9 protein-coding genes are annotated in these 17,255 nt (G+C 59.6%); 7 read left to right on the top strand and 2 right to left on the bottom strand.

Going from position 1 to position 17,255, the window contains the following annotated elements; genetic code table 11:
* Window positions 1–106 precede the first annotated feature (106 nt).
* Entirely contained in the window at window positions 107–1,630 is a 1,524-nt protein-coding gene (locus ACYYKW_RS10345; protein ID WP_090285728.1) for a fumarate hydratase, read from the bottom strand.
* 435 nt (window positions 1,631–2,065) lie between these two features.
* Between ACYYKW_RS10345 and ACYYKW_RS10340 the strand changes: the two genes are divergently transcribed.
* The 3 genes from ACYYKW_RS10340 to ACYYKW_RS10330 are packed head-to-tail and all read left to right on the top strand — an operon-like array spanning window position 2,066 to window position 4,877.
* Window positions 2,066–3,172, top strand: a complete 1,107-nt coding sequence (locus ACYYKW_RS10340; protein ID WP_093098887.1) for a GGDEF domain-containing protein — start codon at window positions 2,066–2,068, stop codon at window positions 3,170–3,172.
* Window positions 3,165–4,100, top strand: a complete 936-nt coding sequence (locus ACYYKW_RS10335; RefSeq protein ID WP_464990061.1) for an iron-sulfur-binding ferredoxin reductase — start codon at window positions 3,165–3,167, stop codon at window positions 4,098–4,100. The genes ACYYKW_RS10340 and ACYYKW_RS10335 overlap by 8 nt, the downstream gene beginning before the upstream one ends.
* A gap of 27 nt (window positions 4,101–4,127) precedes the next feature.
* Window positions 4,128–4,877 carry an enoyl-CoA hydratase-related protein gene (locus ACYYKW_RS10330; protein WP_464990060.1) on the top strand — a complete coding sequence of 250 codons (750 nt, stop codon included), beginning with the start codon at window positions 4,128–4,130 and terminating at the stop codon, window positions 4,875–4,877.
* Between the two features lie 260 nt (window positions 4,878–5,137).
* Here the strand turns inward: ACYYKW_RS10330 and pyk are convergent, their stop codons facing one another.
* Window positions 5,138–6,589 (bottom strand): pyruvate kinase, encoded by a 1,452-nt coding sequence (gene pyk, locus ACYYKW_RS10325; protein ID WP_090285716.1) that lies wholly within the window; start codon window positions 6,587–6,589, stop codon window positions 5,138–5,140.
* Between the two features lie 172 nt (window positions 6,590–6,761).
* Here pyk and ACYYKW_RS10320 point away from each other — a divergent pair, with 172 nt between their 5' ends.
* The 4 genes from ACYYKW_RS10320 to ACYYKW_RS10305 all read left to right on the top strand — a co-directional run bounded on the left by ACYYKW_RS10320 (window position 6,762) and on the right by ACYYKW_RS10305 (window position 17,225).
* A complete protein-coding gene (locus ACYYKW_RS10320; RefSeq protein WP_464990059.1) occupies window positions 6,762–7,148 on the top strand; it encodes a tetratricopeptide repeat protein in 387 nt (128 codons plus the stop codon).
* Between the two features lie 229 nt (window positions 7,149–7,377).
* A complete protein-coding gene (locus tag ACYYKW_RS10315; protein ID WP_093106512.1) occupies window positions 7,378–7,737 on the top strand; it encodes a PilZ domain-containing protein in 360 nt (119 codons plus the stop codon).
* Window positions 7,738–8,421: 684 nt separating this feature from the next.
* On the top strand, window positions 8,422–12,336 hold the full coding sequence (locus tag ACYYKW_RS10310; protein ID WP_464990058.1) for a hypothetical protein: 3,915 nt from the start codon (window positions 8,422–8,424) through the stop codon (window positions 12,334–12,336).
* Window positions 12,337–12,563: 227 nt separating this feature from the next.
* Window positions 12,564–17,225 carry a Tc toxin subunit A gene (locus ACYYKW_RS10305; protein WP_464990057.1) on the top strand — a complete coding sequence of 1,554 codons (4,662 nt, stop codon included), beginning with the start codon at window positions 12,564–12,566 and terminating at the stop codon, window positions 17,223–17,225.
* Window positions 17,226–17,255: the final 30 nt, after the last annotated feature.

Below are 17,255 nucleotides of genomic sequence, written 5' to 3'. Positions count from 1 at the left end.
TGTTTTGTATGCTTGGCCCACGTTTTTATCGCCAAATGCAAGCACAAGCAAAAACGGCCGGGTCATCACTGTGGATGAACCGGCCGTTTTCATTCAGGCAAAGCGCTTATTGCACTTCGACTGCCAGACTTTCGCTGATCTTCTGTTGCCAGATCGCAGGACCGGTGATGTGTACCGACTCGCCTTTGCTGTCAACCGCGACGGTGACCGGCATGTCCTTGACCTCGAACTCGTAGATCGCCTCCATGCCCAGCTCGGCAAACGCCAGCACCTTCGACTTCTTGATCGCTTGGGCGACCAGGTAAGCGGCGCCGCCAACAGCCATCAGGTACACGGCTTTGTTGTCCTTGATCGCCTCGATTGCGGTCGGGCCGCGCTCGGATTTGCCGATCATGCCCAACAGGCCGGTCTGCTCGAGGATCTGGCGGGTGAACTTGTCCATCCGCGTCGCGGTGGTCGGGCCAGCCGGGCCGACCACTTCGTCACCGACCGGATCGACCGGGCCGACGTAGTAGATGAAGCGACCCTTGAGATCCACCGGCAGGGTTTCACCTTTGTTGAGCATCTCGACCATGCGCTTGTGCGCCGCATCGCGACCGGTGAGCATCTTGCCGTTGAGCAGCACGGTTTCGCCCGGTTTCCAGCTCTGCACGTCTTCCGGGGTCAGGGTGTCGAGGTTGACGCGACGGGCTGACGGGCCGGCTTCCCAGACGATTTCCGGGTAGGCGTCGAGTGGTGGCGCCTCCAGCGAGGCCGGGCCGGAACCGTCGAGCACAAAGTGCGCGTGACGGGTGGCGGCGCAGTTGGGGATCATGCACACCGGCAAGGAGGCGGCGTGGGTCGGGTAATCCATGATCTTCACGTCGAGCACGGTGGTCAGGCCACCGAGGCCCTGGGCGCCGATACCCAACTGGTTGACCTTCTCGAACAGCTCCAGACGCATTTCTTCGATGCGGTTCTGCGGGCCACGGGCCTTCAGCTCATGAATGTCGATGGATTCCATCAACACTTCCTTGGCCATCACCGCGGCTTTCTCGGCGGTGCCGCCGATGCCGATGCCGAGCATGCCCGGTGGGCACCAGCCGGCGCCCATGGTCGGAACGGTCTTGAGTACCCAGTCGACGATCGAGTCGGACGGGTTGAGCATGGCCATTTTCGACTTGTTCTCGGAACCGCCGCCCTTGGCCGCCACGTCCACTTCCACGGTGTTACCCGGAACGATGGAGTAGTGAATCACCGCCGGGGTGTTGTCCCTGGTGTTCTTGCGAGCACCCGCCGGGTCAGCGAGGATCGAGGCCCGCAGGACGTTTTCCGGCAGGTTGTAGGCGCGACGCACGCCTTCGTTGATCATGTCGTCCAGGCCCATGGTGGCGCCATCCCAGCGCACGTCCATGCCGACACGGACGAACACGGTGACGATACCGGTGTCCTGGCAGATCGGGCGGTGGCCGGTGGCGCACATGCGCGAGTTGATCAGGATCTGCGCCATCGAATCACGGGCCGCTGGCGATTCTTCGCGCAGGTAGGCTTCGTGCATCGCCTGGATGAAATCCACGGGGTGGTAATAGGAAATGAACTGCAGGGCGTCGGCAACGCTCTGAATCAGGTCGTCTTGCTTGATCACGGTCATGAGTCGCGCTCCTCTAAAACACGATGGGGCAGCTACAAGCTTCTAGCTTCGAGCGGCAAGTTAAGCATTACGCGGACAGCTTGAGCTTGCCGCTTCAGGCTTGCGGCTTGTAGCTGTCCCTTTGTGGCGCGACGCTAAAAAGGCGCGGCAGTATACCGCGCATCAAAGGGGCGTACACGCGTCTGCGGTCATTCTCGGCGGCAGCTTCAAGCTTCAAGCGTCAAGCAGCAAGTCGAAGCAGTCCGCGGACAGCTTTAGCTTGCCGCTTGAAGCTCGCGGCTTGTAGCTGCCCGTCTGGGCCAGGCGGGCCACACTTTTGACGCCATTTTCCCGGCCCGAAAATCGGTGGTCATTTAGCGACCGGGCCTCTAAAGTGGCAACCGGTCTGTAGAGTAGGACACTCGGTCAGCTTCTTATCGCACGGTGAGTCAACGATTGACCCATAACGCCATTCAACGTCTTTTGCTCAAACGCTTCGCCCTCGCTGCAGCCACCTACGGATTGGCTTTACTGCTGCTGTGGCTGGCGTTTTTTACTGGTCACTACGAGCAATCCCTCAACGCCGTGAGCATCGGCAGCGCCCTGGTGGTCATCAGCCAGGCGGTGCTGTTCGCCTTGTTCTGGAGCGGGCGCAACCTGCGTTTCGCCGACCCCAGCCTGACCGAAGCGCAAGTGCTGCTCGGGCTCGGCTGGCAGACCTGGCTGATCGCCCATCTGGACGAAGCGCGCGGCGTCTTTCTGGTGTTTTACGTGATGATCCTGTTGTTCGGGCTGTTCCACCTCAGTCGACGAGCGTTCGTCCGTTGTGCCTTGCTGGTGTTCTTCAGTTTCAGTGCGATCACCCTGTGGGACGGCTACCAGTTGCGCCTGCGCGAGCCGGCGCTTGCTGCGTTGCAGGTGTGCGTGCTGGCGCTGGTGCTGGCGTGGCTGGTGCTGTATGCGCGCTTCGTTCAGGTTTCGCGGCAACGCCAGCGCCAGCGCCGGTTTGCCTTGCAGGCGCATCAGGACACCCTGCGCGGGATGATGCGCCAGCTTGAGGATCTGGTCGCCACCGATGAGCTGACCGGGCTGTTCAACCGTCGGCACTTCCTGCGCCTGGCCTCGCGCGAACTCAATGCAATGGACAGCGATGTCGTGCATGGCCTGGCGCTGATCGACCTTGACCATTTCAAACGCATCAACGACCTGCACGGCCACGCAGCGGGCGATCAGGTGCTGCAGGCCTTCGCCGGTGTCGCCCAGGCGTGTCTGCGCGACGGCGATGTGCTGGCGCGTTATGGTGGTGAGGAATTCGTCGTGTTGCTGCCCGATTGTGACGCCGAGCGGCTGACCGCGTGCTGCGAGCGTCTGCGTATCGCCTTTACCGATGTGGAACTGGTGGGCTTGAATGTGCGCAATCTGAGTCTGTCGGCCGGCATGACCCTGCTCGGCCTCGGCGATGATCTGGACGACGCCTTGCAGCGCGCCGATCAGGCGCTTTACCGAGCCAAGCGCGACGGGCGCAATCGCTGTGCGGCAGCGTGGGAGAACGTCGATGCCTGAACTTCGCGTCGGTGAGCGGCACTGGTCGGTGGCGGCGGGCAGCAACCTGCTCGATGCGCTCAACCAGAACGGCGTCGCCGTGCCCTATAGTTGTCGCGCCGGCAGTTGCCACGCCTGTCTGGTGCAATGCGTGCAAGGCCTGCCCGCCGATAACCGCCCGGACGCCTTGAGCGCCGAGCAGCGTCAGGATGGTTGGCGCCTGGCCTGCCAGTGTCAGGTGATCGAGGACATGGAGGTACACACCTTCGACCCGATTACCGACGGTCGCCCGGCCGAGGTCGAAGCGCTGGACTGGCTCAGCGATAGCGTCCTGCGGCTGCGCCTGACCGCGCAACAGCCACTGCGCTATAGCGCCGGGCAACATCTGGTGTTGTGGATCGGGCAGATTGCGCGGCCCTATTCGCTGGCCAGCCTGCCGCAGGAAGACCGTTTTCTCGAGTTCCACCTCGATTGCCGCCAGGCCGGCGAGTTCAGTGATGCTGCACGAAAGCTTCAGATCGGCGACCCGCTTCGCCTCGGCGAATTGCGCGGCGGCGCCTTGCACTACGACCCGGACTGGCACGACCGACCTTTGTGGCTGCTGGCCGCCGGCACCGGTCTGGGCCCGTTGTTCGGTGTGCTGCGCGAAGCCTTGCGGCAGGATCACCAAGGCGCCATCCGCGTCATTCATCTGGCCCATGACCAGCGCGAACACTATCTGGCCAAACCCCTGGCGGCACTGGCTGCGCAGCGCGAAAGCCTCAGCGTCGAGCTGTGGACGGCGGCCGAGTCAGCCGCCGCTTTGGCGCAACTGCGCCTTGTTTCCCGACAAACCCTGGCTTTAGTCTGCGGCTCGACCGCCAGTGTCGACGCCTTCGCCAGGCGTCTATACCTGGCCGGACTGCCGCGCAACCAACTGCTGGCCGACGTATTTTTGAGCCGGGGTTGAGCGCTGATTTCAGACGCGAGACACGCCATGACCGAAGCCATCCTGTTGCAACGCGAACGCGGTTTGCTGAGCCTGCGGCTCAATCGCCCGGACAAGAAAAACGCCCTGACCCGCGCCATGTACAGCCGCCTCGCCGAGGCATTGCAACAGGCCGACAGCGATCCCGACATCAATGCCGTGCTGATCAGCGGCAGCGCCGAATGCTTCACCGCCGGCAACGACATTGCCGACTTCATCCAGCAACCGCCGAGCGACCTCGACAGCCCGGTGTTCCACTTCATGCTCAATCTGCTCGAATGCCGCAAACCAGTGATCGCCGCCGTGGCCGGTGCCGCGGTGGGTATCGGCACGACCCTGCTGCTGCACTGCGATCTGGTCTATGTGAGCCGCGATGCACGCTTGCGCATGCCGTTCGTCAATCTGGGGCTGTGCCCGGAGTTTGGCTCCAGCCTGATCCTGCCGCGGTTGCTCGGGCAGGCCAGAGCGGCAGAGCTGTTGTTGCTCGGCGAAGGCTTCAGCGGGGAACAAGCGGCGGCCTGGGGCATTGCCACCGAGGCGCTGGACAGTGGCGAAGCGGCGTTGAGCAAGGCGCGGGAAGTGGCGTTGCGCTTCGACGAACTGCCGGTGGAAGCGGTGCGTATCAGCAAGCAATTGATGCGAGCGGCGGATCGTCAGGTGCTGCGAAAGGTAATCGAGGAGGAGGGCGCGTTGTTTACTCAGCGGCTGCGCTCGCCGGAAGCGTTGGCGGCTTTGAGCGGATTTATCAAACGGCATTGAAAAGCCAACCCTCACCCCAGCCCTCTACCGAGGGAGAGGGGGCCGACCGAGCTGTAATGCGTTATACATCGACCTGAAAGAATGGGTTGATTATGGATTCGGCGCAGAGCGATCAGGTCGCTGCAGTCCTGCAATATCCCCCAATCAGTTCCCTCTCCCCCTGGGAGAGGGCTAGGGTGAGGGGCTTTTGCTTTAGCGCTGGCAATTAAAAAGCCCCGCCATTCACATGGCGAGGCTTTCGTTTTTCAACTGCTGATCACTCAGACCTGCGGATCACCGACATGCAGAATCTTCATGCCGTTGGTGCCGCCGGTGGTGTGGTAGCTGTCGCCCTTGGTCAGGATGACCCAGTCGCCTTTTTCCACGACGCCGCGCTTGGTCAGTTCGTCGATGGCTTTCTGGCTGACTTCGTGCGGTTCCAGTGAGGCTGGATCGAACGGGATGGTGTAGACGCCGCGGAACATGGCCGCGCGAGCCTGGGCTTCGCGGTGCGGGGTGAACGCGTAGATCGGCACCGAGGAGCGGATACGCGACATGATCAGCGGGGTGAAGCCACTTTCGGTCAGGGCGATGATCGCTTTGACGCCCGGGAAGTGGTTGGCGGTGTACATGGTCGCCAGCGCGATGCTTTCGTCGCAGCGGGTGAATTCCTTGCCGATGCGGTGGCTGGAGGTCTTGCCGGTCGGGTGCTTTTCAGCGCCGACGCAGATGCGCGCCATCGCTTGCACGGCTTCCAGCGGGTACAAGCCAGCCGCGGATTCTGCGGACAACATCACGGCGTCGGTGTAGTCGAGCACGGCGTTAGCCACGTCGGACACTTCGGCGCGGGTCGGCATCGGGTTCTGGATCATCGACTCCATCATCTGGGTCGCGACGATCACCGCCTTGTTGTGGCGGCGTGCATGCAGAATGATTTTCTTCTGAATGCCCACCAGCTCGGCGTCGCCGATTTCCACACCGAGGTCACCACGGGCAACCATCACCGCGTCGGAAGCCTTGATCAGGCCATCGAGGGTTTCGTCATCGGCCACGGCTTCGGCGCGTTCGATCTTCGCCACCAGCCAGGCAGTGCCGCCGGCCTCGTCGCGCAGTTGACGGGCGTATTCCATGTCGGCGGCGTCACGCGGAAAGGACACGGCGAGGTAGTCGACTTCCATTTCCGCAGCGAGCTTGATGTCGGCCTTGTCTTTTTCAGTCAGGGCCGGCGCAGTCAGGCCGCCACCGCGACGGTTGATGCCTTTGTGGTCCGACAGCGGGCCGCCAATGGTCACGGTGCAATGCAATGCGTCGTCAGTCTGGGTATCAACGCGCATCACCACGCGGCCGTCGTCGAGCAGCAGCTCGTCACCCACGCCGCAGTCCTTGACCAGATCCGGGTAGTCGATGCCGACCACTTGCTGGTTGCCTTCGGTCAACGGATGGCTGGTGGAGAAGGTGAACTTGTCACCGATCTTCAGCTCGATCTTCTTGTTGGCGAATTTGGCGATACGGATTTTCGGGCCTTGCAGGTCACCGAGCAGGGCGACAAAGCGGCCGTGCTTGGCAGCCAGGTCACGCACCAGCTTCGCGCGAGCCTTGTGCTCGTCGGGGGTGCCGTGGGAGAAGTTCAGACGGGCGACGTCCAGACCAGCCAGAATCAGCTGTTCGAGAACTTCCGGCGAGTTACTGGCCGGGCCAAGGGTAGCGACGATTTTGGTACGACGGACGGACATGCAAAGACTCCTGAGTTCAAGCGCCAGCGAAGGCTACTATGCTCGAAGGGTGTAGTCATTGTTCGTTTGCACTACTTATCGTTTTCTTTATTGAACGCGGCAACTTCGGGACAAACGCGCCTGAAGATTTCCGACGGTGGGTCGATACAGAGCACAAGACAGGAGAACCCCCATGCGATTGTTGCCCATTGCCGCCCTTGCCCTCAGCGTCCTCGCCGTCACGGGCTGCACCCGTTGGTCGATGAACCATCATTTGAACAACGCCTACAACGCCTATGATCGTGGCAATTGCGAGCAGGTCATGCTCGAGCTGTCCAAGGTCGAACGCGCCAGCCGCGCCCGCCCGTACGTGTGGCCGGAAGTGTCGATGATGCGCGGCCAGTGCCTGGAACGGCAAAAGCTCTACATTGACGCGGTGCAGACCTACCAGTTCATCATCGCTTCGTACCCCAACAGCGAATACGCCTACCGCGCCCGCGCGCGCCTGGAAACCTTGCAGAGCCTGGGCCATTACCCGACGCGCAGCGCTGCTGCCGTGGTGCGCCCGACGCGTTTCTGACGACAGGGATACCGTACAAAATCTGGCCGTGTGTACAAGCTCAGCTATAGTCAGATAACCCGGATCCAGCATACAAGCAGAGATCCGGAGCAACACCTGCAACTGGTCAGCGGTAAGGTGACGGCGACTTGGCGACCGGCACACCGGAAGCGGGGAGAGCGGCCCGAGTACGGGACGTTCCGAAGCAAAGGTGCGGCTCCGTGATGGAGCCTTGCATGGCGAACTGCGCATGTTTACCGACCGCCGGATCGAACGGCATCAGCTGCCGTACTTCCTCAGGGTATTCAACACCGTCACCGACAAACCCATTGGCTTTCTGGGCAACCTGTCCCAGGACGGGCTGATGTTGATCAGCCAGTTGCCGATGATGGTGGGCGCCGATTTCAATCTGCGCCTGAAAATCCCCATGGATGGGAACCGTCAGCAGGTGATCGATCTCAATGCCTGCTGCCTGTGGTGCCACGAAGATGCAACCCCCCAGCACTATGACGCCGGCTTCAGCCTGCAACGGGCACCGCCGGAGTATGGACAATTGGTCGAGGCACTGAAGCAGTACTTCAGTTTTCAGCCGTTGCCTGCTTCGGCCTGAATGGGCTGCGGCGCTTTCATTATTGCTTCGCGAGCAGGTTCGCTCCCACAGGGGACTGCGTTGAACATAAAGGTTTTGATGGAGCGGTCCTGGGATGAGCGCAGCGGTTCGATGTCGGGCTTGAAGTAATGGTCGAGAGCCTTTTCGGCGGCGGCGTGGAGCTTTTTTGCTTGAGGGTGGCACAGGGAAAACCGGGTCGGTTTGGTGGATTGGGTGTGGCTGAACAAATTTCGTGATTAGGGCTACCACCGTCTCGCGACTAAACCAGGGGTGGCGGCTGGACGCAGGTTAGTCGACCGGGGGATCACGAAAAACCGGCGCGCCCGAAGGCACCCTGCAAACAACCACCATCGAGCGCGGGGTTAAGAAACATCCGACTGGATGCCGCTTATGCACCTTCATATACCTACCCGGGCGACTACACCTGATCGCTGAATCGGCAGCGATGCGGATCAAGTTACGGGGCAACGCCAAGGTGCAAGCCGGCGGATTCTGGGTGATGTGTAGGCAGAGGCGCAAGCCGCTGTAGCCGAGGGATGACAGTGTTGAATGCTTCTGAAATACACCTTTACCTCGCTCTACCATTCGTCTGGACTGTCAGATCTAACAGGTAGGCAGGGTTGTCTCGGTAGGGCTTAAATGTCTTCGAATCAATAGCGGTTGCTCGCACTGGAGGCATCAATCATGACGGATCTACCCAGTACTGACGGGACTATTTGGCCTCGAAATATTCATACTCCCGGTGGTAGGGAGCTACTGAAAAGTGGGGCGTATCAGGTTACTGACGAAATGGCAGGACATATCGCCTCCGTTGAATTCCATTTAAAGAAAGTAAACGTACCTGGTAACGCCGGCGAATATCATCACCCTTGCATAAACGGTTGGGTTCGTTTCGATATGCACATAGCGACTGGCGAATATTTTTTTCATTACATCCGTTGGGGTACAGACGGCAACTCTACAGATTGGTTCCAGACGGACCGGTTCTATGTCAGTGCGCCGCTGACGTTCAACCCGCCATCATCGCCAGTGTGGGGTAACACGCCAATTTTTACAGGATACGCAACACCGTACGGTCATATACAAATCGTCCAGGCGAGCAGTGAGCAAGCGTTGAGCGCTCAAACAACCGTGGGAGCTGGAGGTAATTGGTCCGTCGCGCTTGATGGCTCAGTAGCCCCCGCAATCTACACGGCAAAGATTAAACACTGGATGACCGGCTACTCGGCGATATACTCCGATACCTTTACCTTCCACTTGCTGTATCCATTACCTAACATTGTACTTCCAGGCATCAATGGTGTGGTCGATTCAAGGCCGGTTGTTTCAGGGACGGGTGAGCCACACGCAACGGTCTATATTCACAAATCGGGTGATGATACGACGGTTTATGGCACCGCAACAGTAGAGGCAAATCGTAACTGGTCGACGTCGCTCAATCGCGACCTGCCGCAAGGCGTCTACAAACTTGCTGCTAAGCAGTACAAGGATAATGGTGAAAGCGGGTGGAATGAGACCACTCTTCCGGTGAAGGTCTTGTGGGCGCCTTCTATAACTGCACCAGCCGCGGGGGAGCAGGAACAAACCTTTACGATGACCGGTGGCAGCGGGTTGGGTAATCAGAATGTTCAGGTCCAAGTCCTGACCGACGCTACCGGCAACCCTTGGGGCTTCGATGCTGTACGGAGTGATGGAAGCTGGAGTGTGGCACTCAGTAACTTACCCCCGGGGCCTCTTTCCCTCACCGCGCAGCAAAAGCTCGGATCTGTCGGTGGGGTAAGAGCCGCCCCGAGGCTGTATAAAATTCGCCCCCCCCAGTTGCCCCCGCTCACCGCCAGCACCACCGGAGAAACCGTTACATTGTCGGGCGCCGGTTACAACGGTGCGAATGTGCTCATGCATGTCCATCGTTCTGGTGACGGCGGAACCGTTTACTTTGAGCCGGCAATCACTGCGGGGAGCTGGTCACAAGTGATCCCGAGCACATTGTTGCCGGGCAATTACTCGTTCACCGGCCAGCAGAGTGTTCCCGACGGCGGCAGTGGTCGTATCCGCAGCTCGGGGTGGGCGACGGCTGTCTCGGTCAGAGTACCAACGCCCGCACCTGCCAACGTGAACGTGACGGTAGAGGGGCAGCGGGCAACCTTCAGTGGTTCCGGGCTGCAGTGGGAAGCGAACACTGTCAAAATTGAAATCTATAATAATGGCGTTGTCCTGGCCAACGTTCCCCAAGCCACGGTCTTGACAAATCTGAGCTGGTCGACGAGCGCGACTGCTGACCTTCCTCCGGGCAATTACACCCAACTGACCGCCCGGCAATGGGTGAATAATATATGGTCTGCCCACAGCGCAACATTCGGCATGACCGTGCCATCGCCGATCCCCGTATTCATCAATCCGCCGTTAAATTCGATTTCGGGTCAGCTTCCGCAGATTTCAGGTACCGCATGGCCGGGGTCGGCGGTTGTCCTGAAAATTCCGGGCAAACCTGATGTACCGCTGACGGCCACCGGCGGCTCGTTTGTCTTGAATGCCAGCTATGAGTGGGCACCGGGGACTTACACCCTCACCGCGAAGGCCACCTTTGGTGGGCAGCTTTCGCCGGAAGCCAGTCGAACGTTCACGGTCAAGACCCCCAAACCGGTGATCACTACGCCGGCCAATGCCGAGGTTGACTTGATTCCGCTGATCCAGGGCACCGGGTATCCGGGCTGTTGGGTGGTCGTTTATCTGGAATCGAACAACAGCGAGATGGGTGCCAGCCCCGTCGATCAGAGTGGTAAATGGGAGTTCCCATTGCTGGAGCAGGTCCCGGGTCCTTTGAAAATCTATGCCCTGCAGAAGGAAGCGCGGGAGAGCACCAACGTTTCCGATCAAAGCCCGACGTTGACTGTGACTGTCCGCGTGCCGAAGCCCGTTATCACAGAACCTGCCGCCAATGGCCGGCCGGCCCGCACAGCATGGTTTCGCGGCACGGCGGGTTATCCCGGCTTCGTCGAGTTGTGGCTCAAAGGTGAGGATGAACCTTTTCTAAAAGACATTGAGGTAAATCAGAACGGGACCTGGGAGGCGAGGGTGACGCTGGATGCTGGAGGGCCTGTCACGATAGAGGCAAGGCTGAAGCAAAAAACCTTCACCAGTGAGCCGACCGAGCGAGTGATCACGGTGGTGCCGGCGGTACCGGTGATCGACACCCCGTTCGAGGGTCAGCCACTGGGTCGGGAGCTGACGATTTCCGGGTATGGCTACCCGGATGATGCCGTTCATGTCCAACGGACTGGCGCCCCTTATGATTTCCCTGATCTGATCGTGAAAAAGGATGGCACCTGGTCCGGCAGCTTCCTGCACGACATGCGTGGCAGCCATGGTATCAAAGCGTTTGCACGGGCGGGGGCAGGGCTGGACTCCGTTAGCTCGCCTGTCCTCAAGTTTTCCTTGCTCGGCGCTGCCCCGCAGATCATCGAACCCCTGCCCGGCGACTGGGTGGGCGTACGGCCGCTGTTCAGTGGTATCGCCACTCCCGGGGCAACCATCACCGTAGCGGCCTGGTTCAACACTGACGAGGTCCTTGCCCCGCCGGTGGAGGCGAATGCTGATGGGCGATGGGCCGTGACGGGTAACAAAGACCTGCCCGTCGGCGCGACGCGGGTGATGGCTCGCGAGACGGTAGCAGGCTTGAGATCAGAGTGGGTCGAGAGCGGGCATTTCATGGTGGAGCGCAAAACATCGCTTGAAGTGCCGACCGTGGATTTCCCGCAGGTGGGGCAAACGGTAGGACGGCGGCCGATGTTCTCCGGTACAGGGGAACCGGGGGCTGAAGTCTTCATCTGCAAGGAGGACGACAGAAACACGGTATTGGGAACGGTCCGCGTGGACCGCAACGGCAACTGGGCTGTACGCTCGCAAATCGAGTTGCCGGTTGCAGCAACGCCCTACACCTATTCAGTTAATCAAACTCGCGATGGTGTGACCTCGGGCTGGATTACGCCTGACCGCACCGTTGTCGTTGCGCAGGTGGCCGCCGGTTTCGAAAAACCGCTCATTGAACAACCGTTGAACAACCCAACGCAGGAACTGGAGCGCTTACCGCTGTTCAGTGGCACCGGCATGCCAGGGGCGGAACTCAAGGTATACCGACATTCAAGTAGCGAAGTCTATGCCACGACGAGGGTCGATGCTTGCGGTCGCTGGTCAGTGCGAAGCCAGGTGGAATTGCCTGTTGTGGATACCGTGTATCAGATTGCCGCCCAGCAAAATATGGATGGAGAGGATTCGGCGTGGTCGGGTACGGTCATTCGTTTCAAGGTTGCGGAAAAAATCGACCTGCCGGTGTTCACTGACCCACAGCAAAAAGCCTACGTTGCACCGCGAGCGGTCATCCGCGGCACGGCATTGCCAGGGGCGCGGGTGAATCTGGTCGAGGCACACAATGCCTACGTAAACTGGGGCAGCGGGATAACCGATGATCTGGGGCAGTGGGTGATCGTGACGCGTGACCTGCCGCTGCGGGAGTTCACCCTGACAGGGAAGGCTGACAAAAACGGTACTTACTCTGGATGGATGACTCCCCTTGAGGTGCAGGTGATTGATGGGGGTTGAGCCGCCACGTGTAAATAGCCCCCTTTTCCGGGGGCTTTTTTTATGCGGTGACGCTAGCCTTCAATAGCAGCCTTCCATAGCAGGAAATTCCGACCAGCGGTTATTAAGCCTGTCAGATCTGACAGTAGACCGCCTCTCCAGCCAAGCGCTAAATAAACCCTATGCAAACATCTCCAGCCTTCGGAAGGGGTTGGATACAGGGTTTTGGCCTGAAGGGAACAAGCGCAATGAATGCACCTCACGACAGCCCGGTACAGCAACTGGTGAAGGCAGTACTTGGAGAGCGGCAAGTATCAGCCGTGTCGCCTCTGGATGACTACCTCGCACAGAACCCCAGCGTTTTTGATTTGATAAAACTGGGGGTTGTCGGGTTACGGAAGCTGGGGCTGAGCCGTGAAGAGTCCCGCGTTCTGATGGAGCGGGGAAATGCGATGGCGCTGTATGTCGCCCGGCTGTTTCGGGAATACAGCCTGCGTGCTGCACCTCGCCTGGATGACGTTGAAGCACTGGTGCCACTGCCCACTTACATGGAACAGTTCAAGCCGGACATCAATGGAGCCGCCGCGCAGGGCAGTCCCGAGCACAGTGCTTCGACCACCGCGTACATGGTCGCCCTCCGTGAATGGGTCAGAGATTACATTGTGCCCCACGGCGATGAGAGTCAGGCTATCGCACTGGGTGAGCGCCGCCCTGATGTGGATGAGTTGCTGATCGATGAAATGGCGATCAATCGCGTGCAATCACGCCTGGAAATCGTCAACTCGGTGCTTGAGGCGCAGATCCTGGAGCGGACGAGTAAAGATTGGCCAACGGTCAAGGCCTACCTGCGTACGATCCGTTTCCATAACGGCCTGCCCTACGACCACGATTGGCAAAGTATTGCCCATGTCGCTGACAAGGCCATCAAGGGTGGAAGATTAGGCGATGTCATTCGTCGGGTAGACCTGGACTATCCCTACTTCAAGAATCCGGGTGGCCGAGGCGCGCGCGCCGATGTGGCGCTGCAACTGAGTATCGGCATCGGGCCGTTACAATTAGCGTTGTTGCTTGAAGACCCGTACTTTCCCTTGAATGCAGCCATGGCCGAGGCGCCTTTGCGCAGAGTCGATCCGCAGACCCGTCTGGTTGATCCCGAACCGGAAAAGTCCTCGGGTTCTTTCTATAAGGACAACTTTGGCGAGCTGGGGAACACCCTTACAAGCGTGCGCTCCTTGTGGATTTTCAAAAACGCAACGCGCCTGGATCAGGGGCAGGTCGATTGCCTGCTCGGCCTTGGCGCCTTTACACCCAAGTTGTCGTCCAACGTCATAATAGGGGGCACCTTTGTGCCAGCCACGGGGGTTGACGCTGGCGCGAGGTATATTCATGGAGGGCAGGCGCCTGCAATCACTCTGCTGAAAGACGAATCGGATGATCTGTTCCGCTTGCAAAACGTAGGCGAAGTCCCTTCAGAAAATCTGCAACATCGTATGGACCGGATCAATCGCAAGTGTCGCCTGGACCGTATGCTTCAGTTACCCAGCTATCAGGTTGATCAACTGCTTATGGCGGCCATGGAGGCCGAGCGTCGCGGTACCGGGGAATCGTCGATCTGGATCAGAGCCAATACCCTGCGCTGCCTGGGGCTGTTCAAAGAGTTGAACAGCGCTTACGACTGCAAGGCTGAAGAATTTGCGGCATTCATCGACGTCTTGTCGGTGTACGGTCAGGATGGGCAACTGTCGCATTTTGATCGCGTTTATAGCCGGGCGAGCGGGTTCAACGATCCGGTGCAAATCGATGATGCCGAGTTTGCGATCGTGCCGCGTACGCAAGCCGAGCAGCAGATTGTGCATCAGATTTGCGGTGCGCTGGAGATCAACTTCGAGACCTATCGTTACCTGGCCACCGTGATTGCCGGGGCGTACGGGCTCAATACTCACCTCAAGCGCAGTCTGGCGATTCTGTCCAGCTTCTGGCGGCTGGTGTGGCTGGCCCGGATGTTCGGGCTGACGCCTGTTGAATCGATTGCGTTGCTGCGAACCCTGAGCGAAGGCGAAGGCCTGGTGGCGCAGTTGGCCGGTGAACCTGCGATATCCGGTCAAGGGTCGACGGATGGGGCGGACGCGCTCAGTGCGATACGCGGATTGATGGGCTGTGCCAACTGGTGCCGAAAGCACGATTTGCCGCCAATGTGGTTGGTACAAAACGTCAACCCGGTCTATGTGCCGACCGTTTGGTCCGAGAGCCAGGAGCAGTTTCTTCGCCAGTTGCGTAGCCAGATCATCTCGGTGCGCGTGGAACAGGCGACGTTGCTGGAGGAGGGCGCGCCGCTGCGTGACGGCAAGGAAGCGCTGATCGATTGGTTGTCGCGGCTGAGTCCACTGGTCGATAGCCACGGCTTGGTCATCGGGCAAGCCGACGAAACCCAGGAGCAGTCTCTGGCCCGTATCACGGCGGTGATCGAAGCCTTGCTGAAGGAGCTTTTTCCTTTAGAGGGTGCCCCTTTCCTGGAGCCTCTGCTGGACCTGATCCGTACGATTGTGTTGCGCCGCCGAGATGAGCAGCGGGTTGCCGTGGAAGAAAGGCTTTCGGTTTATCTGAAACTCGATTCGTTGCTGGCGGCACAGGTGCTGGCCTGGGCGCAGGGACACCCCTATGACTTTGTCAAAGAGGCCATGTCGCTACCGCCCCTGGGCATAGCTCGGGAACGGCAGGTGCTCGACCGGCCGGATTCATTCCTGCAAATGCTCACCGAGCTGGAGCGACGAGGGCGAATTGCTGAAAAACTCGAGCTGAGCCCGGCAATGCTCGCCACTCTCCTGACGGGTGAGCAGTACCAGTGGTTCAGTCTGGAAAGTCCCCATGAAATCTCGGTCCGGTCGGTGTACTACCTGGCGTTCTATCGCCACATGATTGCCCAGGCCCGGCAGCCCGAGGAAAAAATGCTCGACTACCTGCTTCAGGTCAACCAGTTGCCCGACGATATGAGCGAGGACGCTCTGCGTCTGACGCGTGATGCCGCCGCTGACAAACTGGCGCGTTTTTTTGGCTGCGGGATCCGGCACGTGCTCGAATGTGTCGAACACCTCAACCGTGAAGTCGAAAGCGGCGACATTCAGCCACTGCCCGTTTTGCGCAATCTGGCGCAGCTTGATTTGCTGGAACGCACTTTGGAGTTGGCACGCAATGGCATGGATGCATCCGCCGCGTTCGAGCTGGGAGCGTTGTATCCGCTGGACACTGAATCAGTCTATGCCTCGGCTGCGCAAAACGCGCTGGAAAGCCTGGCCCGCTTCAACACCGTACGCACGCCTCAGGAATCGGCTGAAGTCGGACAAAGTTTTACCAGCCGCTGCGTGGTGGACAATCCAACCCTGATTGCGAACGTGCCACAGGAAGTCGCGGAGTTCGAAATCACCCTGCTCGATTTTTATGGCGAGCCCCTCAAGGGCGTTGATCTGCACATCGGCACAGATCTTGGCGCGGTGCTGACACCTGTCATCCGAACGGATGAGAAAGGGCGTGCCTGGGCGCAATTACAGGCCGGGGCCCGGATGGGTACCGCCCACTTGCACTACAACGTGCCGCTGTATGAGTCGGTCTACGGACCCTCAGTCGTGATCGATTGTGAGGAGGCCTCTTTGAAGTTCAACTCCGAGTTGAGCTCATTGCTGCCTGATGATCCGGTGTTGGCAGGACGGTTGTGGGAGCAGGAAGTGTACGCCGTGCTGGTCGACGATTACGGCAACCGAGGTGCTCATCGTCAGGTGGCCTGGTCGACGACGCTCGGTGAGATTCGCCCCAGTGAAACCTTTACGGACAAGGAGGGCCGGAGCCGGGTGTGGATCTCCAGTCTGAGTGATGGTGATGCCAAGATAGCCGTTGCCAGGGTAGAGGGCGGTCACAGCATGCAATTCAACGGGGCGATAAAGTTTGATGACATACCGCGGATCTTCGCCGCGCCCGCCGTCACCACGGTGGCATTGTCCGGCCATGAGTTGCACCTGCAGTGCCGGGTCGTAGGGCTTGACGATCTGCCCCTCGAGGGCGAGTCCGTGCAATGGTGGACGAGTGCCGAACCTGCAAAAATCCCGGTGCCCAGTGATGTCGACGGCATCTCCAGGTTCTCGGTGGCAAAACCTTCTGAAGGCAATCTGACGGTTTACGCACAACTGGGAACAGCCCCCCGTGTCGAGGTCAGCCTGTGGGTGGCCAGTGCTGCAGTGATTCAGAGCTTTTCGCAGATCATTCGCTTCCCTGTGGCCGGGGCAACCCGACCGACCTTGCTGTGGGTGGATGTGAGGGAAGCAAACACTGAGGGCGCGTGGCCGGTGGCGAATTATCCGGTGACATGGACGCGGCCTTCGACTGATCCCGAAACCATTGCGACGGATGCGCAAGGACGATCGGTGTACCCGTTCAAGTCGTCGACTGTGGGTGAGGTCGAGGTGACCGCTACGTTGTCTCTCGACACGGCAATTGATAAAAAATTCGAGCTGAAGGTGATCAAGGCCTTTGCATGGAAAATTGAGCTGATCACCATTGCTGGCAAGACCGAAACCCGGGCGCCGATTATCCCGGGAACAGATGAACTGACCCTGTTCAGGGACGGCCAATACCGCCTTGAAATCTCACCTGTCGATGGCGCGTCACTTCTCGGCAGTGATGGTGCATTCGGCTGGAGCTCCGACTATTCCACTCAGGCCCTGGGGATGTTGTTCAGTCCGCCACTGGCTACGCGCACCGAGTTCACCGCTGAGCCCTTCTGCGTGAATATCCAGACCGCCAACATCCGCAACGGCCGATTCCAGCTAAGTCTGTTTTGCGATCGTTTGAACGAGGCGCTGGTGCTCGAAGGTACCTTGGGCAAACGCCCGGTTACCCCATTGCCATCGTCGACATCATGAATTGAACGGTTGTCCGCAACCCTGGTCCGG

The organism is Pseudomonas sp. 15C (genome assembly GCF_055484735.1).
The sequence above is the reverse complement of the archived record's forward strand: the minus strand, read 5'-3'. Positions and strand labels throughout refer to the sequence as shown.

Excerpts from the sequence above, each read along its gene's own strand:
- ACYYKW_RS10345 (WP_090285728.1), bottom strand. The coding sequence starts at position 1,630 with ATGACCGTGATCAAGCAAGACGACCTGATTCAGAGCGTTGCCGACGCC.
- ACYYKW_RS10335 (WP_464990061.1), top strand. The coding sequence starts at position 3,165 with ATGCCTGAACTTCGCGTCGGTGAGCGGCACTGGTCGGTGGCGGCGGGC.
- ACYYKW_RS10330 (WP_464990060.1), top strand. The coding sequence starts at position 4,128 with ATGACCGAAGCCATCCTGTTGCAACGCGAACGCGGTTTGCTGAGCCTG.
- pyk (WP_090285716.1), bottom strand. The coding sequence starts at position 6,589 with ATGTCCGTCCGTCGTACCAAAATCGTCGCTACCCTTGGCCCGGCCAGT.
- ACYYKW_RS10320 (WP_464990059.1), top strand. The coding sequence starts at position 6,762 with ATGCGATTGTTGCCCATTGCCGCCCTTGCCCTCAGCGTCCTCGCCGTC.
- ACYYKW_RS10315 (WP_093106512.1), top strand. The coding sequence starts at position 7,378 with ATGTTTACCGACCGCCGGATCGAACGGCATCAGCTGCCGTACTTCCTC.
- ACYYKW_RS10310 (WP_464990058.1), top strand. The coding sequence starts at position 8,422 with ATGACGGATCTACCCAGTACTGACGGGACTATTTGGCCTCGAAATATT.
- ACYYKW_RS10305 (WP_464990057.1), top strand. The coding sequence starts at position 12,564 with ATGAATGCACCTCACGACAGCCCGGTACAGCAACTGGTGAAGGCAGTA.